This is a genomic window from Ruania halotolerans (genome assembly GCF_021049285.1).
In the GTDB taxonomy this organism is placed as follows: Bacteria; Actinomycetota; Actinomycetes; order Actinomycetales; family Beutenbergiaceae; genus Ruania; species Ruania halotolerans.
Genome location: NZ_CP088017.1, coordinates 1640981 through 1655049, shown reverse-complemented (window position 1 = coordinate 1655049; position 14069 = coordinate 1640981). Strand labels below are relative to the sequence as shown.

The 14069-nt window shown below is 69.3% G+C and carries 13 protein-coding genes and 1 riboswitch; of the genes, 3 read left to right on the top strand and 10 right to left on the bottom strand.

The window, feature by feature from the left end; translation table 11 throughout:
- Positions 1 to 52 precede the first annotated feature (52 nt).
- The 6 genes from LQF10_RS07240 to LQF10_RS07215 all read right to left on the bottom strand — a co-directional run bounded on the left by LQF10_RS07240 (position 53) and on the right by LQF10_RS07215 (position 6332).
- Entirely contained in the window at positions 53 to 1447 is a 1395-nt protein-coding gene (locus tag LQF10_RS07240) for a hypothetical protein (RefSeq protein WP_231066806.1), read from the bottom strand.
- Complete coding sequence (nadD, locus tag LQF10_RS07235; RefSeq protein ID WP_231066805.1) at positions 1444 to 2088, bottom strand: nicotinate-nucleotide adenylyltransferase; 645 nt, start codon at positions 2086 to 2088, stop codon at positions 1444 to 1446. The genes LQF10_RS07240 and nadD overlap by 4 nt, the downstream gene beginning before the upstream one ends.
- Before the next feature lie 36 nt (positions 2089 to 2124).
- On the bottom strand, positions 2125 to 2286 hold the full coding sequence (locus tag LQF10_RS07230; RefSeq protein ID WP_231066804.1) for a hypothetical protein: 162 nt from the start codon (positions 2284 to 2286) through the stop codon (positions 2125 to 2127).
- Positions 2287 to 2411: 125 nt separating this feature from the next.
- The gene (locus tag LQF10_RS07225; protein WP_231066803.1) at positions 2412 to 3716 is read right to left on the bottom strand and encodes a glutamate-5-semialdehyde dehydrogenase; all 1305 of its coding nucleotides are present in this window, start codon (positions 3714 to 3716) and stop codon (positions 2412 to 2414) included.
- 190 nt (positions 3717 to 3906) lie between these two features.
- The gene (locus LQF10_RS07220) at positions 3907 to 5136 is read right to left on the bottom strand and encodes an MFS transporter (protein ID WP_231066802.1); all 1230 of its coding nucleotides are present in this window, start codon (positions 5134 to 5136) and stop codon (positions 3907 to 3909) included.
- A 197-nt stretch (positions 5137 to 5333) separates the two neighbouring features.
- Positions 5334 to 6332 carry a hypothetical protein gene (locus tag LQF10_RS07215; protein WP_231066801.1) on the bottom strand — a complete coding sequence of 333 codons (999 nt, stop codon included), beginning with the start codon at positions 6330 to 6332 and terminating at the stop codon, positions 5334 to 5336.
- 273 nt (positions 6333 to 6605) lie between these two features.
- A riboswitch (SAM riboswitch) is annotated at positions 6606 to 6721 on the bottom strand.
- Between the two features lie 143 nt (positions 6722 to 6864).
- Between LQF10_RS07215 and LQF10_RS07210 the strand changes: the two genes are divergently transcribed.
- A complete protein-coding gene (locus LQF10_RS07210) occupies positions 6865 to 7473 on the top strand; it encodes a flavin reductase family protein (protein ID WP_231066800.1) in 609 nt (202 codons plus the stop codon).
- Positions 7474 to 7516: 43 nt separating this feature from the next.
- Here LQF10_RS07210 and proB read toward each other — a convergent pair whose 3' ends face one another.
- The 4 genes from proB to rplU all read right to left on the bottom strand — a co-directional run bounded on the left by proB (position 7517) and on the right by rplU (position 10951).
- Positions 7517 to 8680: a glutamate 5-kinase gene (gene proB / locus LQF10_RS07205; protein ID WP_231066799.1), complete on the bottom strand. Its 1164-nt coding sequence runs from the start codon at positions 8678 to 8680 to the stop codon at positions 7517 to 7519.
- Positions 8677 to 10212: a GTPase ObgE gene (gene obgE / locus LQF10_RS07200; RefSeq protein WP_231066798.1), complete on the bottom strand. Its 1536-nt coding sequence runs from the start codon at positions 10210 to 10212 to the stop codon at positions 8677 to 8679. The genes proB and obgE overlap by 4 nt, the downstream gene beginning before the upstream one ends.
- A gap of 103 nt (positions 10213 to 10315) precedes the next feature.
- A complete protein-coding gene (gene rpmA, locus LQF10_RS07195; RefSeq protein WP_231066797.1) occupies positions 10316 to 10573 on the bottom strand; it encodes a 50S ribosomal protein L27 in 258 nt (85 codons plus the stop codon).
- Between the two features lie 69 nt (positions 10574 to 10642).
- Positions 10643 to 10951 (bottom strand): 50S ribosomal protein L21, encoded by a 309-nt coding sequence (gene rplU / locus LQF10_RS07190; RefSeq protein ID WP_231066796.1) that lies wholly within the window; start codon positions 10949 to 10951, stop codon positions 10643 to 10645.
- Positions 10952 to 11209: 258 nt separating this feature from the next.
- Here rplU and LQF10_RS07185 point away from each other — a divergent pair, with 258 nt between their 5' ends.
- Complete coding sequence (locus LQF10_RS07185) at positions 11210 to 11947, top strand: Type 1 glutamine amidotransferase-like domain-containing protein (RefSeq protein WP_231066795.1); 738 nt, start codon at positions 11210 to 11212, stop codon at positions 11945 to 11947.
- Between the two features lie 84 nt (positions 11948 to 12031).
- Positions 12032 to 14059, top strand: coding sequence for a hypothetical protein (locus LQF10_RS07180; protein WP_231066794.1), 2028 nt, complete (start codon positions 12032 to 12034; stop codon positions 14057 to 14059).
- The last annotated feature ends 10 nt before the right edge of the window (positions 14060 to 14069 follow it).

Genomic DNA, 14069 nt, shown 5'->3' with positions numbered 1-14069 from the left:
ACAGCGCCCTGATCGGTCCAGACCAGCGTGAGAGGCAGTCCGGACGTAGAGATCACCAGTGCAGGCCGGAACTGTCCACCGCACCACGCCAGGCTGCTCCCATCAGCGCGGCGGCCCCACCGTCCTCGAAGAGATCTCCCGTGGCCATGCGCCACACCAGTAGCGCGAGGACCCCGGCCGCCAACACCAGAACGAGAACATAGAGCACCATCAACCAGATCGGCGTGTGCCGGTCATCCTCATCCTCGTCGTGGTGCAGCTCGTCGGAATCCCCATGCTCGGCCTCCGGATCCATCCGCAGAATCGGGTTCTCCCCCGTCTGCACACCGGTAAGACTGGGCCAACGGGGCCGCATGTCGAACGCGTCATCAGGTTCGTCTGCGTCCGCCGCCGGATCGTCGGCGCCACTCTTCTCTTCCTGCGGTGCCACAGCATCGTTCGCCGAGAGGCGGCCCGTCGCGCCGACGGCGGAACTCACCTCGTCCGCGTCACTCTCCCCGGTGCCGGGCGCCTGGCCGCCAGGTTGGGTGGAGGGCAATGGTGCACTGTCCGCCGCTACCTCGAACGACCCCACGGCCGTGTCCCAGGAGGTAGGTGAACTGGCGGAGTGCTCCGATTCGCTCGGCGCTGCGGCGGTCTCGGCTTCCGAGGCTGTGTCCGGCGCCGAGTTGATGTCGCGGATGGCTCGCTGAATGCCCGTGAGGTCGCCCGTGGCGTCGACGCCACGTATGCCACGTGCCGCAGCCGGCGGCCGGATCACCGGACGGCGACCGGTGGCCGTCCGTTCGGACGGCTGCTCCGGCTGCGCGCCCTCCGCCTCGGCCGCATCCCACTGCTGCCGCAGGGACCGCCTGGACACCTTCGGCCGTCGTGGTTCAGGGACTTCCTGCTCGCCCCGATCCGGCTGGTCCGGCAGGTCCGGCTGGTCCGGCTGGTCCGGCTGATCCGGCTGATCCGGCTGATCCGGCTGATCCGGCTGCTGACCGTGCTCGACCGGTTCCTCCAGCTCAACGGCCGCCGTCTCCTGAGCCGGCTCACCGGCTCCAGTGTCGACGCCGGAATCGACCACCTCACCCTGTGACTGCGAGGAGACCTCCGCTGCACGCTCGGCGACCGGTGACGTCTGCGCGCCATCCGATGCCTCAGACTCCGCATTCTGTGCTTCATCTGTCACCGAGCTGGGGGAAACCTGCGTCTCGTGCGGCGCATCGGCCAGCATCTGCTCCGGGGTGAGGGCGTGCTGGCCGGACGTCGTCGTCGGAACCTCGCCGGTGGGCTCGTACCCGGAGTCGGTCAGCCGGATCGCGCCGCTGGCGAGTGCCTCCTCCAGAGCGCGCCGCTCGCGGCGCGTCATCGGCCGTTCCGTACTCGCCGCAGCGGCGCGGGCACGCTCAGCCTCCCGTCGCCGGCGGCGCTCCCCCAGCCCTCCCGTGGGCGTCTCACTCACGGCGTACCCCCCGCCGTCGTCGGTTGTTGATAGGTACTCGGATCCTTGTAGAGCCCATGCTTGCCGATGTACCGAACCACCCCGTCCGGCACCAGGTACCAGACCGGCTTGTCCGCCTGCACGCGCTCACGGCAGTCCGTGGACGAGATTGCCATCGCGGGTATCTCCTGCAACGAGTACTCCCCCTGCGGAAGATCATCGGTGTCGAACTGGTGCCCTGGGCGGGTCACGCCGACGAAGTGAGCGAGGTCCCAGAGCGCGTCCGAGTCCTTCCACTGCAGGATCTGCCCGAGAGCGTCGGCGCCGGTGATGAAGAAGAGCTCAGCATTCGGATACATCGCGTGCAGGTCACGCAGCGTGTCGATGGTGAAGGTCACCCCGGATCGGTCGATATCAGCACGGGAGACGGTGAACCGGGGATTCGATGCCGTGGCAATCACGGCCATCAGATAGCGGTGCTCGGCGAGCGTAACGGCGCGGTCCAATTTGAACGGCTGCGCACCGGTCGGCACGAACACCACCTCGTCCAGCCCGAACTCGTCGGCCACCTCGCTGGCCGCCACCAGGTGTCCGTGGTGGATGGGATCGAACGTGCCGCCCATGATCCCCACCCGGGTGGGCACGGCTTTCGAGGCGATCATGACGGCGCCCCCACGGCGTCAGGATCCACGCACATCTCAGCGCTGACGGTTGCGCGTGCCCAAGCTCCGGAACGCGAGCGTGACCAGGAGCAGGAACATCAGGACGCCGAAGGTGATCAACCCGAATCCGAGCGGCTGAAGACCCTCAGCGGCGTGCTCACCCTGCTCGGCGGCGAAGACCAGCAAAGAGCTGCGCATCGACGTCGTCCTCCTTCATCATCTGCCAACATCTGCGAGCATTCATTCTCGCACGACCAGCCCGGGCCAGGGAGCGCACCATCCGCATCGGCGAGCGACCTGAACGTACACCGTGGCCCGGTGCCTCAGGGGCGCACGTGCCCGGATCCCTGCACGATCCACGTGGTGGTGGTCAACTCGGCCAGCCCCATCGGACCGCGTGCGTGCAGCTTCTGCGTGGAGATGCCGATCTCCGCGCCGAGTCCGAGCTGACCACCGTCAGTGAACCGGGTGGATGCGTTCACCAGGAGTGCCGCGGAGTCCAGCTCGCTGGTGAAGCGCTGGATGGCACGCACGTCGTTGCTGCAGATCGCCTCGGTGTGTCCCGAACTCCAGGTGCGGATGTGCGCCAGCGCGGTGTCCAGGTCCGGCACCACCCGCACGGCGATATCCATGCTCAAGTATTCGGTACCCCAGTCCTCGTCGGTGGCCACCTCCACATCCGCCGACGGCGGTGCGCAGGCCCGCGAGGTCTCGTCACCGTGCACTCGCACGCCCGCCTCGTCCAGCGCCGCCAAGGCGGCGGGCAGGAACGTCTGGGTGGCATCGGCGTGCACCAGGAGGGTCTCCACGGCGTTGCACACGCCGACCCGCTGGGTCTTCGCATTCAGCAGGATCGCTAAGGCTTCGTCCACGTCGGCGGTGGCGTCCACGTAAAGGTGGCAGTTGCCCACTCCGGTCTCGATCACCGGGACGATCGACTCGGTCACCACGGTCTGGATCAGGCCGGCGCCGCCGCGCGGGATGAGCACGTCCACCAGTCCGCGCGCACGCATCAGGGCTCGCGCGCCCGGTCGGCCGTAGCGGTCCACCGACTGGATCGCCGTCCGCGGCAGGCCCACCGATTCCAGGGCGTCGCCGAGCACGCTCACGATGGCCTCGTTGCTCGCCGCAGCGGCCGAGCCACCGCGTAGCAGCACCGCGTTCCCGCTCTTCAGTGCCAGTCCTGCGGCGTCCACCGTGACGTTCGGCCGAGCTTCGTAGATCATCCCGACGACGCCCATCGGCACCCGCACCTGGCGAACGGTGAGGCCATTCGGCAGCGTCTGGCCGCGGACTACCTCCCCCACCGGATCAGGAAGTCCGGCGAGTTCGCGCAGGGCGTCGGCGATGGTGGTGATGCGTTCCGGGGTGAGGCGCAGCCGGTCCACCAAGCCCGGACTCATCCCGCTCGCGGCTTCGCGTTCGGTGTCAACGGCGTTCGCGGCCAGGATCATGTTCTGCTCGGCTTCGAGTGCGCCCGCGAGTGCGAGCAAAGCGGCGTCCTTGGTGGCGCGCGTGGCGCTGCGCAACGTCTGGGCGGCACCCTTCGCGCTCTCGGCGAGCTCGCGCACACCGGCGGCGGCCTGCTCATCCGTGATCGGGGTCGGTGTACTGGTGTCCACGCTCATCCACCCAGAATACGGCTCGCTACCTGCGCACTCAGGCGGCGCGTTCGGCGTAGTCGCGGAATGGACGCTCCCGCAGGATCACCGAGAGCCTGCTCGTGATGCCGGGCAGTTCCACCACGGGTGGCGATGCCGCGATGGCGCGGCTGTGGGTGGCGCTGAGCGCAACACCGGACGTCCCGAGTTCACCAACCTAACGAACAGGTCCAGCCGGGACACCCTGGGCGCGGCGGAGGGCACACGCGCCGGCCACAGCGACAATGGCAGCCAGCGAGGCGCCCACGATGGTGACGGCGAACGCGGGCGTGTAGCCGCCCCAGTCGGCGAGCCGGCCGGCCGCACTGGACCCGACCGCATAGCCCAGGCCGGTGGCCGCAGCGAGGAACGTCATCGCCGCTCCGAGGCGGCTCGGCGGGCTAATCCGCTCGGCCAAGGTGAAGGTGGTGATCATCGAGGGCGCAACTGCCAACCCGAGCACGATGAGCACGGGGACGAGCCCGCCGATCGAGGACACGAACAGGAGCGGCACACTCAGCACGGCCAACGCGATGGTGAACAGGCGCAGTCTGTTCTCGTACCGGAACGCCTCCGGCACCGCCACCACAGCAAGCCCAGCGGTCACCGAGCCGATCCCGAGTAGCGCGTGCAACAGGCCGGTCAGGCCCGGCTCCCCCGCCTCTGTGGCGAGTACCGACGCACCGGCCTGGACCGAACCGAAGATCATGCCGATGGTCAACTGGGCGAACACGAGCACGAACAGGACGGGTGGCAGGGGCGCCGTGCTCGCCAGCCTGTCCCGTCGCGGAACAACGGCGGCCGTCGGATGGAGCGCGAACCACAGCCCGAACACCGCAAGCAGCACCCCGGCGGCGATCAGCGCCGCGGATGGGTTGAGAATCGCGGCCACCACGCCCACCAGGGCGGGTCCGAGCACGAAGCTCGCCTCGTCGGCGGCACCCTCGTAAGAGAACGCCGCATCCACCAGGCGCTGCTCCGATCCAGCGGAACGGCGCGCGATCGGACGCCAGCGCACCCGGGCCATCGTGCCGACCTGAGGAAGGAACGCCCCACTCGCCCCGGCGATCAGCACGAGCGGCCACCAGGGCTCACCCTGGGTGTAGGCCGCCGCGGCGAGCACCAACCAGATCAGCCCCGCCGCACCCACCGCGGACTGCACCAGGAGCACCCGACGTTGTCCCACCCGGTCCGTCAGCGCACCCGCGAACGGTGAGACCACGGCGTTCACGACGGCGGTCGCTCCCGCCGCGGCGCCGCCGGCACCGTAGGACCCCGTCACCGCCGAGACGAGCAGCAGTGCGCCGATCTGGGACATCGCCAGCGGCAGTCGCGCGAGGAAGGCGACGATCACGTAGATCGCGCCCGTCAGGGAGAACAGGTTCCGGTAGGAACTCAGCGGGGACATTCATGCTCCAGGGTGCGGCGGTGCGCGCACCACCCCACCGCTGGTGCGCCCGATGCCCTGATCGGAGCCGAAGCTTGATCGCACTCGCCATGATACGCGCCCGATCCCGGCCGTCCACCGCTCACCGTGCCCTCGTGGCACACCTCTCACCCGCCGGTCGTGGCATGCCACCACCCGCCGGGTGGGCTCGGGGAGCGTCAGGCGGTGGCGTGCGAGCGCTGACGCGCGGGCGTGCGACGCGTCACACGGCGAGCCGGTGCCTGATCCACGGCAGCAGCTCGCGGCTTGCGCAAGCCGCGAGCCTCGAGCTGTGGGATGACCTCCTGAACCAGCGCCACCACGTCGGTGGGCACCGAGGCAGGGATCACGGTGAAGCCGTCCGCCGCTCCCCCATGCACCCAAGTGGCCCACAGGTCGGCGAGGTCGGCAGCCGTACCGATCGAGCGCAACGGCACCTGCCGCGGCTGGGTCTCCAAGGATGTCAGCAGGTCCCAACGGGCTCGCGCGCTCGGCACATCGGCTGAGATCACCGCGTGCACGTCCACGAGCACCTGGACGTCGTCGGGATTGCGTCCCCACTCCACTGCTGCCTCACGGATCGCGGCCCGAGCTGCCACGGCCTCATCGAATGTGGCCACGCTGATCCGGGCGATGTCTGCCCGGGCGGCAGCCAGCTCCCCATCCACGGGGGTACGTACAGGCACCACCACCTGGGGGCGCCCCTTGGCACCCGTGGGGCGCTCCGCCGTCGTGGGCCACGCACCGATCACGGACTCGACGGCACGTCGATTGCGGGTACCTGACTCAGCCACCTCGAGCTGCCAACCAGCGCGGCCGGCCGAGGCGCGATGCACGCTCGCTACCGCTCCCGCGATGTGCTCGGGGCGACTGCTGCTCAGCGGCACTGTCGCCACCAGGGTGGCCGAGGTGGTGTGCCGGGACAGGCGCGAGGCGGCCACGGCGCCGTCGAGCCAGTCGTCCCGGCGGCGCTGACCGGCAGCGTGGAAGCTCTCATCGAGGGAGAGCACATCGACCCCGCCCTTGTCGGCCAGTGCGGCGAGACCGGCAAGGCGGCCCATGATGAAGGACTCAGCGTCGGAGTCTTCGGCGCGGCGCCACTCACGGGGCGCGCCGGCGCCGGAGAGATCTAGGGCGATGAGGGAGGTGTTCAGGGGTGCAGGCGATGCAGAAGACATGAGTGTTGTCCTTTACGGGCGAGAGGCCGGGAGTGCTCGATCACGCCGGATGCACGCCGGTGGTGTCACGCCACCGGCAGATGTGCACCTGCGAACCGAGGGTGATGCCGAAGGGGCGAAGGCGCCCGAGACATCGGATGAAGCTCGGCTCAGGCCGGCATGGGACAACAGCACATGACACAGGTGGTGGCGCTCAGTGCGGGCCGTACGGGCACTGTGGTCCAGTCCTGGTTCATCTGCTTCAGGGTCCTTCTCTCGTTCACCGCGAGTGCGATGCTGCGCTTGCCCCGCACCAGTTGGCCGGGGCCAGGTCGTCACCCGGGGCACCCCACCGCATGTGGAGGGTTGCCGGTCAGCTGGCCGGGGCCGCGTCGCTGACACTCAAGACCTTGGTCATGACTGTACGGGCGATTTGGATGACGTGTCAACCAAATCGTGAGACGTGGCGGACATCACACCAGGTGCGGTCGGGTCCGGTGAAGGAGAGTAGCGTCAGGAGTCGAGTCTGCAGCCGTTGCCGAAAGAAGGCCCCGTGCCCGAACACCACGATCCGGTCGGCGCCTTCGAGCGCCTCCTCGTCGAACAGGACGAACGCCAGGTGACGCCGGATGCGTACAAGGGCATGTTCCGCCAGCATCCGGCAGGAGTCGCGGTGGTGACCTTCAGCGCGCCAGATGGCCGACCCATCGGACTGACTGTCACGTCGGTCATCTCCGTCTCGGCAGAGCCTGCGTTGCTCGCCTTCTCCATCGATGCCCGATCGTCCTCATGGGATCCGCTTGCCAGCGCCGGAACCGTCGTGGTCCACCTGCTGGATTCCGCCGATGCCCACCTCGCCCACCAGTTCGCGCGCCGCGGGGCCGACCGGTTCGCCGGGGTGACCTGGCATCGTCTGGCCACCGGTGAGCCCGTCCTCTCTGACGCGGCCGCCTGGCTCCGCGCCCGGATACTGCAGCGCACCCCGGCCGGCAACAGTTACCTGATCACCCTTCGCGCAGTGGAATCACACACGGCACGTACCGGTGCGCCATTGGTGTACCACGACCGCTCCTACCATCGCCTCGGGGAGCATACGCAGCTCACGAACGCGCCCCATCTCGCCGAGTGCGGGCAGGGCAGGCCAGGTTGCTCCGCACCGTGAGCGGCCGCAGTCCCCGCGCTGAGGCGCGACCCGTATCCGCCTCCTACCGCTCGCCGACCTGCGCGGAGCGCCGCCTGACCTGCACCATGTCGTCCCGGTGCACCACCGTGCGGGCGTTGCCGTCGCCGAAGGCCTGCGCGAGCTGCTGTGAGGTCCGGCCCATCCTCGCGGGAAGTTCCTCCGCCGAATAGCCCACCAGTCCGCGCGCCACCACCACTGCGTCCGTACCCACCAGCTCCACCGGATCGCCTGCCTCGAAGTCACCTTCCACCCCGATCACCCCGGCCGCGAGGAGGGACTTCTTCCCGGTGGTGATCGCGCGCACCGCGCCCTCGTCGAGCACCACGCGCCCACGCGTGTGCGCGGCGTGCGCCAGCCAGAGCCGCCGCGTTTGGATCCGCCGCCCGGTGGGGGCGAACCAGGTACCGACATCCTCGCCGGCCAGGGCCGCCGCGGCGTTCGCCGCACTGGTCAGCACCACCGGCACCCCGGAGCCGGTGGCAATCGTCGCGGCCTCCACCTTGGTGACCATCCCGCCCGTGCCCACGGTGCTGCCGTCCGCCGTGATCACCAGGTCGTCCAGGTCCTCGGGGCGGTCCACCCGCACGATCCGCTTCGCACCGGGCAAATCCGGGGGGCCGTCGTAAAGTGCGTCCACATCGCTGAGGAGTAGCAGCGCGTCAGCCTGCGTCAGATGCGCCACCAAGGCAGCCACCCGGTCATTGTCTCCGAACCGGATCTCGTGGGTGGCGACTGTGTCGTTCTCATTCACGATCGGCACCACGCCGAGGTCGAGCAGCCGGTTCAGGGCTCGTTGAGCATTCCGGTAATGCCCGCGCCGGATCACGTCCTCCACAGTGAGCAGCACCTGGCCCACGTGCAAGCCGTGCACCGAGAACGCCCGCATGTAATGCGCCATCAGCAAGCCCTGGCCCACGCTTGCCGCTGCCTGGGCGAGGGAGAGGTCTCGGGGGCGGCCGGGCAGCCCCAGTACGGTCAGTGCCGACGCAATGGCGCCGGAGGAGACCAGGGTGACCTGACCGCCGTCGGCGATCCGTGCCGCGAGCACATCGACCAGGTCACCCAGACGGGAGACGTCGAGGCGACCGGCCGTATCGGTGAGCGAGGACGATCCGACCTTGACGACGATGCGTTGCGCTCGGCGGGTGTCCGCGAACGCCGCCCGGTCCGGCAACGAAGGCGTCACCTGCCGGCCTCCGGGCCCTCGTCCTCCCCACGGACGGGCGCGGAGTCCTCCCCCTCGGCCCACAGCTCATCGCGCGCCACAGCCTTGGCGTCCATCTTCTCGTGGAAGGCTTCGCGCTTCGCTGCGCGGGTCGGCCGGTGGCGGTCCTCCAGGCGCAGGTCGCTGCCGCGGGGACCGGCGAGCAATTCGGCGCCTACCGCCATCGTGGGCTCCCAGTCGAAGACCACTCCGTTCGGTCCGTCACCGATGACCACTTCATCGCCCGCCTGAGCACCCGCGCGGAACAGTTCATCCTCCACGCCCGCCTTGGCGAGCCGATCGGCAAGGTAGCCGACAGCCTCGTCGTTGGCGAAGTCGGTCTGGCGGACCCACCGCTCCGGCTTGTCACCACGCACCAGGTAGTACACATGGTCGCTCTCGCGCCGGGTCACCGTGAACGACTTCTCATTCACCGCACGGGGGCGCAGCACAGTGGGCGTCGGCTCCGGCGCGGGTGCCTCGGCACGCGCTTGCAGCACCAGCTCGGCCAGGGCGAAGGTGAGCGGACGCAGGCCCTCATGGGACGCCGTCGAGATCTCCAGCACGCGCAGCCCACGCTCCTGGAGATCGGGGCGCACCAGTTCGGCCAGGTCACGCGCCTCAGGCACGTCGATCTTGTTCAGCACCACCAGACGTGGCCGGTCCGCCAACGGAACGCGGCCGCCATCAATGCCCAGATCCCCGGCGTAGGCGCCGAGTTCGGCCTCGATCACATCCAGGTCACTGATCGGGTCCCGCCCGGGTTCGAGCGTGGCGCAGTCGAGGACGTGCACGATCACCGCACACCGTTCGATGTGCCGCAGGAACTCCAGGCCCAGGCCCTTGCCTTCGCTGGCACCGGGGATCAGGCCAGGCACATCGGCCACAGTGAAGCGCTGGTCCCCCGCCTGCACCACGCCGAGATTGGGCACCAGGGTGGTGAACGGGTAGTCAGCAATCTTCGGCCGGGCAGCGGAAATCGCTGCGATCAGGGAGGACTTCCCGGCGCTCGGGTACCCCACCAGCGCCACATCGGCCACCGTCTTGAGTTCGAGCACCAGTTCGCGCTCTTGGCCCGGTTCCCCAAGCAGGGCGAATCCCGGTGCCTTGCGCTTCGGGGAGGCGAGGGCAGCATTGCCGAGCCCGCCACGCCCACCTTCGGCAGCGACGAACCGGGTCCCCACCCCCACCAGGTCCGCGAGCACCTCACCGTCGCGGGTCTTCACCACTGTGCCGTCCGGAACCGGCAACTCGAGCATGTCCCCGTGCCGCCCAGTGCGCATATCGCCCATTCCAGGCGTGCCGTTCTTGGCACGGCGGTGGGGCAGGTGGTGGTAGTCGAGCAGCGTGGTCACCTGCGGGTCAACCACGAGCACCACATCGCCGCCAGAGCCGCCATTGGCGCCGTCCGGCCCGCCGAGGGGCTTGAACTTCTCCCGGTGGACCGAGGCGCACCCGTGGCCGCCATCACCCCCGCGCGCGTGCACCACCACGCGGTCGACGAAGCTGGCCATGATTCATCCCTCCGGTGTGGGCAGAGGATCCGCCCTCATGCGACAAAGACGGCGGGGGCACAGCGACCGCTAGCCGCTGCGCCCCCGCCGTCGAGAAGTGTTCTCAGACCTCGGCCGCGACGATGTCGACAACCTTGCGGCCGCGACGCTGGCTGAACTGGACCGAACCCGGCTGCAGGGCGAACAAAGTGTCGTCGCCACCGCGGCCCACGTTCAGACCCGGGTGGAAGTGCGTGCCACGCTGGCGGACGATGATCTCGCCGGCCTTGACAGCCTGACCGCCGAAGCGCTTGACGCCAAGGCGCTGAGCGTTGGAGTCGCGCCCGTTCCGCGAGGAGGAGGCGCCCTTCTTGTGTGCCATGGGTAAGACCTTTCTCGAGTCTTCGTCGATACGTCGGGCAGCGTCGGCGCGAGCCGGTGCTGCTCGGGCTTACTTGATGCCGGTGACCTTGAGGCGGGTCAGCTTCTGGCGGTGCCCCATGCGCTTGCGGTAGCCGGTCTTGTTCTTGTACTTGACGATGGAGATCTTCTTGCCCTTGTCATCCCGGACGATCTCGGCGGTCACCGTCACCTTCTCGAGCGCCTTCGCGTCGGAGGTGACCTTGTCACCGTCGACGAGCAGGATGGGCTCGAGCTCCACGGAGTCGCCCGAGGTCCCGGACATCCGGTCCACGACGACGATGTCGCCGACAGACACCTTCTCCTGTCGGCCGCCGGCCTTCACGATCGCGTACACCACGTTTCCTGCTCTTCTCTGTCGACAGACTGCTGGGCACCCATGCGCAACACACACGCGGCTGCCGAGTTACCACTTGAACCTTGGATCAGCGACCGGCGCCTTCGCAGGCGCGCACGGGAGGCGGTGTTTGAGCACCGACGCCCAAGATTACGCGACGCGCGGCCCGATGGGCAAACCACACGCGAGTGACCTGGGCCTCTCTCTGATCAGCGATCAGTAGGCTAGCTCACCGACCCCCACTCGACAGGAGTTCTTGCTGTGCCTGCTTCGCAGCCCACGATCGTTGCCACCTCAGGTGGCTATCGCCCCGGGTACCGCACCCGGCTGGAGTTCGATGCGCTGGTGCACCACGCCGTCGACCGGGCCGGGGTGAGTGGGCGCTCCCCGCGGTTGACCTACCTCGGCACGGCCGGCGGCGATCAGGACTGGCGGATCGCGGCGATGTCCGAGGCCGGGCGCGTGGCGGGTTTCGAGCTCACCGCCTTGCGACTGTTCACGATGCCGAACGTGCAGGACGTCGAGGCTCACCTGCTGGAGCAGGACGTGATCTGGGTGGATGGCGGCTCGGTGGCGAATCTGCTCGCGGTGTGGCGGGTGCATGACCTGGACGAGATCTTCGCCCGGGTCTGGCAGGCCGGTGTGGTACTCGCAGGGGTCAGCGCGGGATCCATCTGCTGGTTCACCGGTGGCACCACCGACTCCTTCGGACCTGAGCTGCGCCCGGTGACCAATGGGCTCGGACTGTTGCCCTACGCCAACGGGGTCCACTACGACAGCGAGGAACGCCGTCGTCCGCTCGTGCACGCCCTCGTGGGCGAGGGCACTCTGGGCGAAACACACTGCACCGACGACGGCGTGGGTCTGGTCTACGAGGGCACCTCCCTGGTGGAGGCGGTCACCGAGCGCGCAGGGAAGGGTGCCTACCGCGTGCTCCGGGGCCCCGACGCCCAGGTGAGCGAGGAGCGCATCGAACCCCGGGTGCTTGCCAGTTCCTAGTGCGGTGATCCGCCCACTGATGGGGCGGCCTGCCCATCACGCCGGCACAGACCGGCACGAACTCCCCGCTACGTTGGAGCTCTCATGAGCGATGCTTCGATGCGCCCGGCGCGGCCGCACACCGCCACCCAGTTACTACTGGCACGCGGAGGCGACCCGTTCGAGGAGGCAGGCTCCTCGGTCTCGCGCGCACACCGGAGTGTCGCCGAACTGCTCGCCTTCCTGCCCCCGCAGCACCAGGGACTCCGGCAGCTGCTCGTCCGGCTCACCGATGGCCTGACCCGCACCCAGGAACGCATGAGCGGCTGGGCGCTGACCGACATCGAGACCCGCACCCTGGCGATGCCCACGGTGACCTCGTGGGGCGAGCCAATGATCAGCCAGGATGCCCCTGTGGGGCAGGCGCCGCCGACGACCGACCCGAACGAGGAACCGATCTACGGGTTCCGAGCCTGCCTGGCGGCGACGGTGCAGCGGATCGAGGCGGTGGCGCAACGGCTCCCACCAGCACACCAGCGCCCAGCGGGTGGAATGCACCGCCTCATGCTCGCCGGCGATGTGGCCGAGGCCGCTCGCACGGCGGAGTACATCACGAACGTGTTCACGGCCGCGGTGTGGGAGTTCGAGCGCCCGGCGGTGCCGCTCACACCCGCGAGCAGCGGACGGATCGAGTTGCGTGCCTCCGCCCGCGCCACACCGCAGCGACGGTGGGCTCGCAACGCCCGCGTGCTGTTCACTGCTGACCGGGTACAGATCACCACGTCAGCGGGTGTACGAACTATCGGCACCGACGAACCGATCGCCTTCCTGATGCATGTGGCCCCACCGGTACCCCGGAACGTGTTAGCGCCCTACGACCCAGCCGAGCGATACGCACCGGTCCCCCTCTACGACGAGTTGGGCGTGGTGCACTTCTGCGCTGCGTCCGGGCACAGCCTGGGCGCCATCGCCCTCGCCGACTGGATGGTGCAGCCGGAGTACCAGGTGGGTCAGTACCGGGCGACGGTTCCGGCTGCCGAACCGCTCCGAGCGCGGGATCTGCTGGTGTGGGGGCTGGAGACCATGGGGATCGCGCGAGGTGCCGCGATCCTCGATGTCCCGATTCGCCGTGGGGTGATGCATCCGCCCACTGCCACGCCACTCAAGCCTACGAGGAGGCCACGGGCAGCCGGCGGCACAGTGACGCCGGCCGCCACACCTGGATCTCCGGGTTACGACCCACCCGCCGTGGTCGACATGGTACGGCCGGCGCCGCACCTGCTGGCCTACCGCGGCGGCGGCGCCTATCCGGTCGTGGCGTACAAGCGCCGGGCGAAGCGCCGCCGGTTCTGGCGCGGCGACACCGGCCCGGCGTCCCCTGCGAACACGGTGATCCGCGGTCCGGCGGCCTGGGCGATCGTGATCGGTGGGCTCGGCAGCGCCTATCTGCTGGCTGACACGTGGTTCATCCGCCTGTGCGTGATCTGGGCGATCGTGGCCGTAGCCGAACCGTGGCTGTGGTGGGGCTATCAGGTGCTCCGGGACCGGTCGGCGCGGCGACCCATCGCCCTGTATCGGCCAGGGAAGAGCCCAGGAAGAACCCGCGCGTTCGCCCATCGCGCCGCGTTGGCCTACGACGGCACGGACCTGAGCGTGCGAGGTCCGGGCGGCCACGTGGCCTGGCTGTCCGGGCCCGGCGACACCGAGTTGGGTGTGGTGGCGTTGCGGCGCCTGATGGACGACGACGGACCGTGGGCGGTGGCGCTCGTGGACCGGTGGGGGCACTGGCGGGCCGTCCTGCCCCTCGACGCGTGGGTGCCTTCTGGTGATCTGACGAACCTCGCGGGCTTCGCCGAGGCCGCCGGCCTGAGCGTCGGTGACACCCACGCCGCGCGCGTCCAGCCCACCGATGACGTTTTCGCCGATGGGTCGCGCTCGAGTCGCGCTCGATCGGTGGGGCCGGCTTCCCGGGGTCTGCTCATTCTCGGCTTCTGGGCCGCGGTGACCACGCCGATCACTCTCGCCGGATGGTCGGTGGCCACGGCCGGGCTACTCACGCTCCTGGCGCTGGCGGTCTTCCCGGTGCTCGGCCGGGCATGGTGGCTACGCCGGATGGCTCAGACCACGCGCTGAGGTAGTCGGA

Bases quoted from the DNA above. Each gene is read 5' to 3' on its own strand.
- nadD (WP_231066805.1), bottom strand. From the start codon at position 2,088: ATGATCGCCTCGAAAGCCGTGCCCACCCGGGTGGGGATCATGGGCGGC.
- LQF10_RS07230 (WP_231066804.1), bottom strand. From the start codon at position 2,286: ATGCGCAGCTCTTTGCTGGTCTTCGCCGCCGAGCAGGGTGAGCACGCC.
- LQF10_RS07225 (WP_231066803.1), bottom strand. From the start codon at position 3,716: ATGAGCGTGGACACCAGTACACCGACCCCGATCACGGATGAGCAGGCC.
- LQF10_RS07220 (WP_231066802.1), bottom strand. From the start codon at position 5,136: ATGTCCCCGCTGAGTTCCTACCGGAACCTGTTCTCCCTGACGGGCGCG.
- LQF10_RS07215 (WP_231066801.1), bottom strand. From the start codon at position 6,332: ATGTCTTCTGCATCGCCTGCACCCCTGAACACCTCCCTCATCGCCCTA.
- obgE (WP_231066798.1), bottom strand. From the start codon at position 10,212: ATGGCCAGCTTCGTCGACCGCGTGGTGGTGCACGCGCGCGGGGGTGAT.
- rpmA (WP_231066797.1), bottom strand. From the start codon at position 10,573: ATGGCACACAAGAAGGGCGCCTCCTCCTCGCGGAACGGGCGCGACTCC.
- LQF10_RS07180 (WP_231066794.1), top strand. From the start codon at position 12,032: ATGAGCGATGCTTCGATGCGCCCGGCGCGGCCGCACACCGCCACCCAG.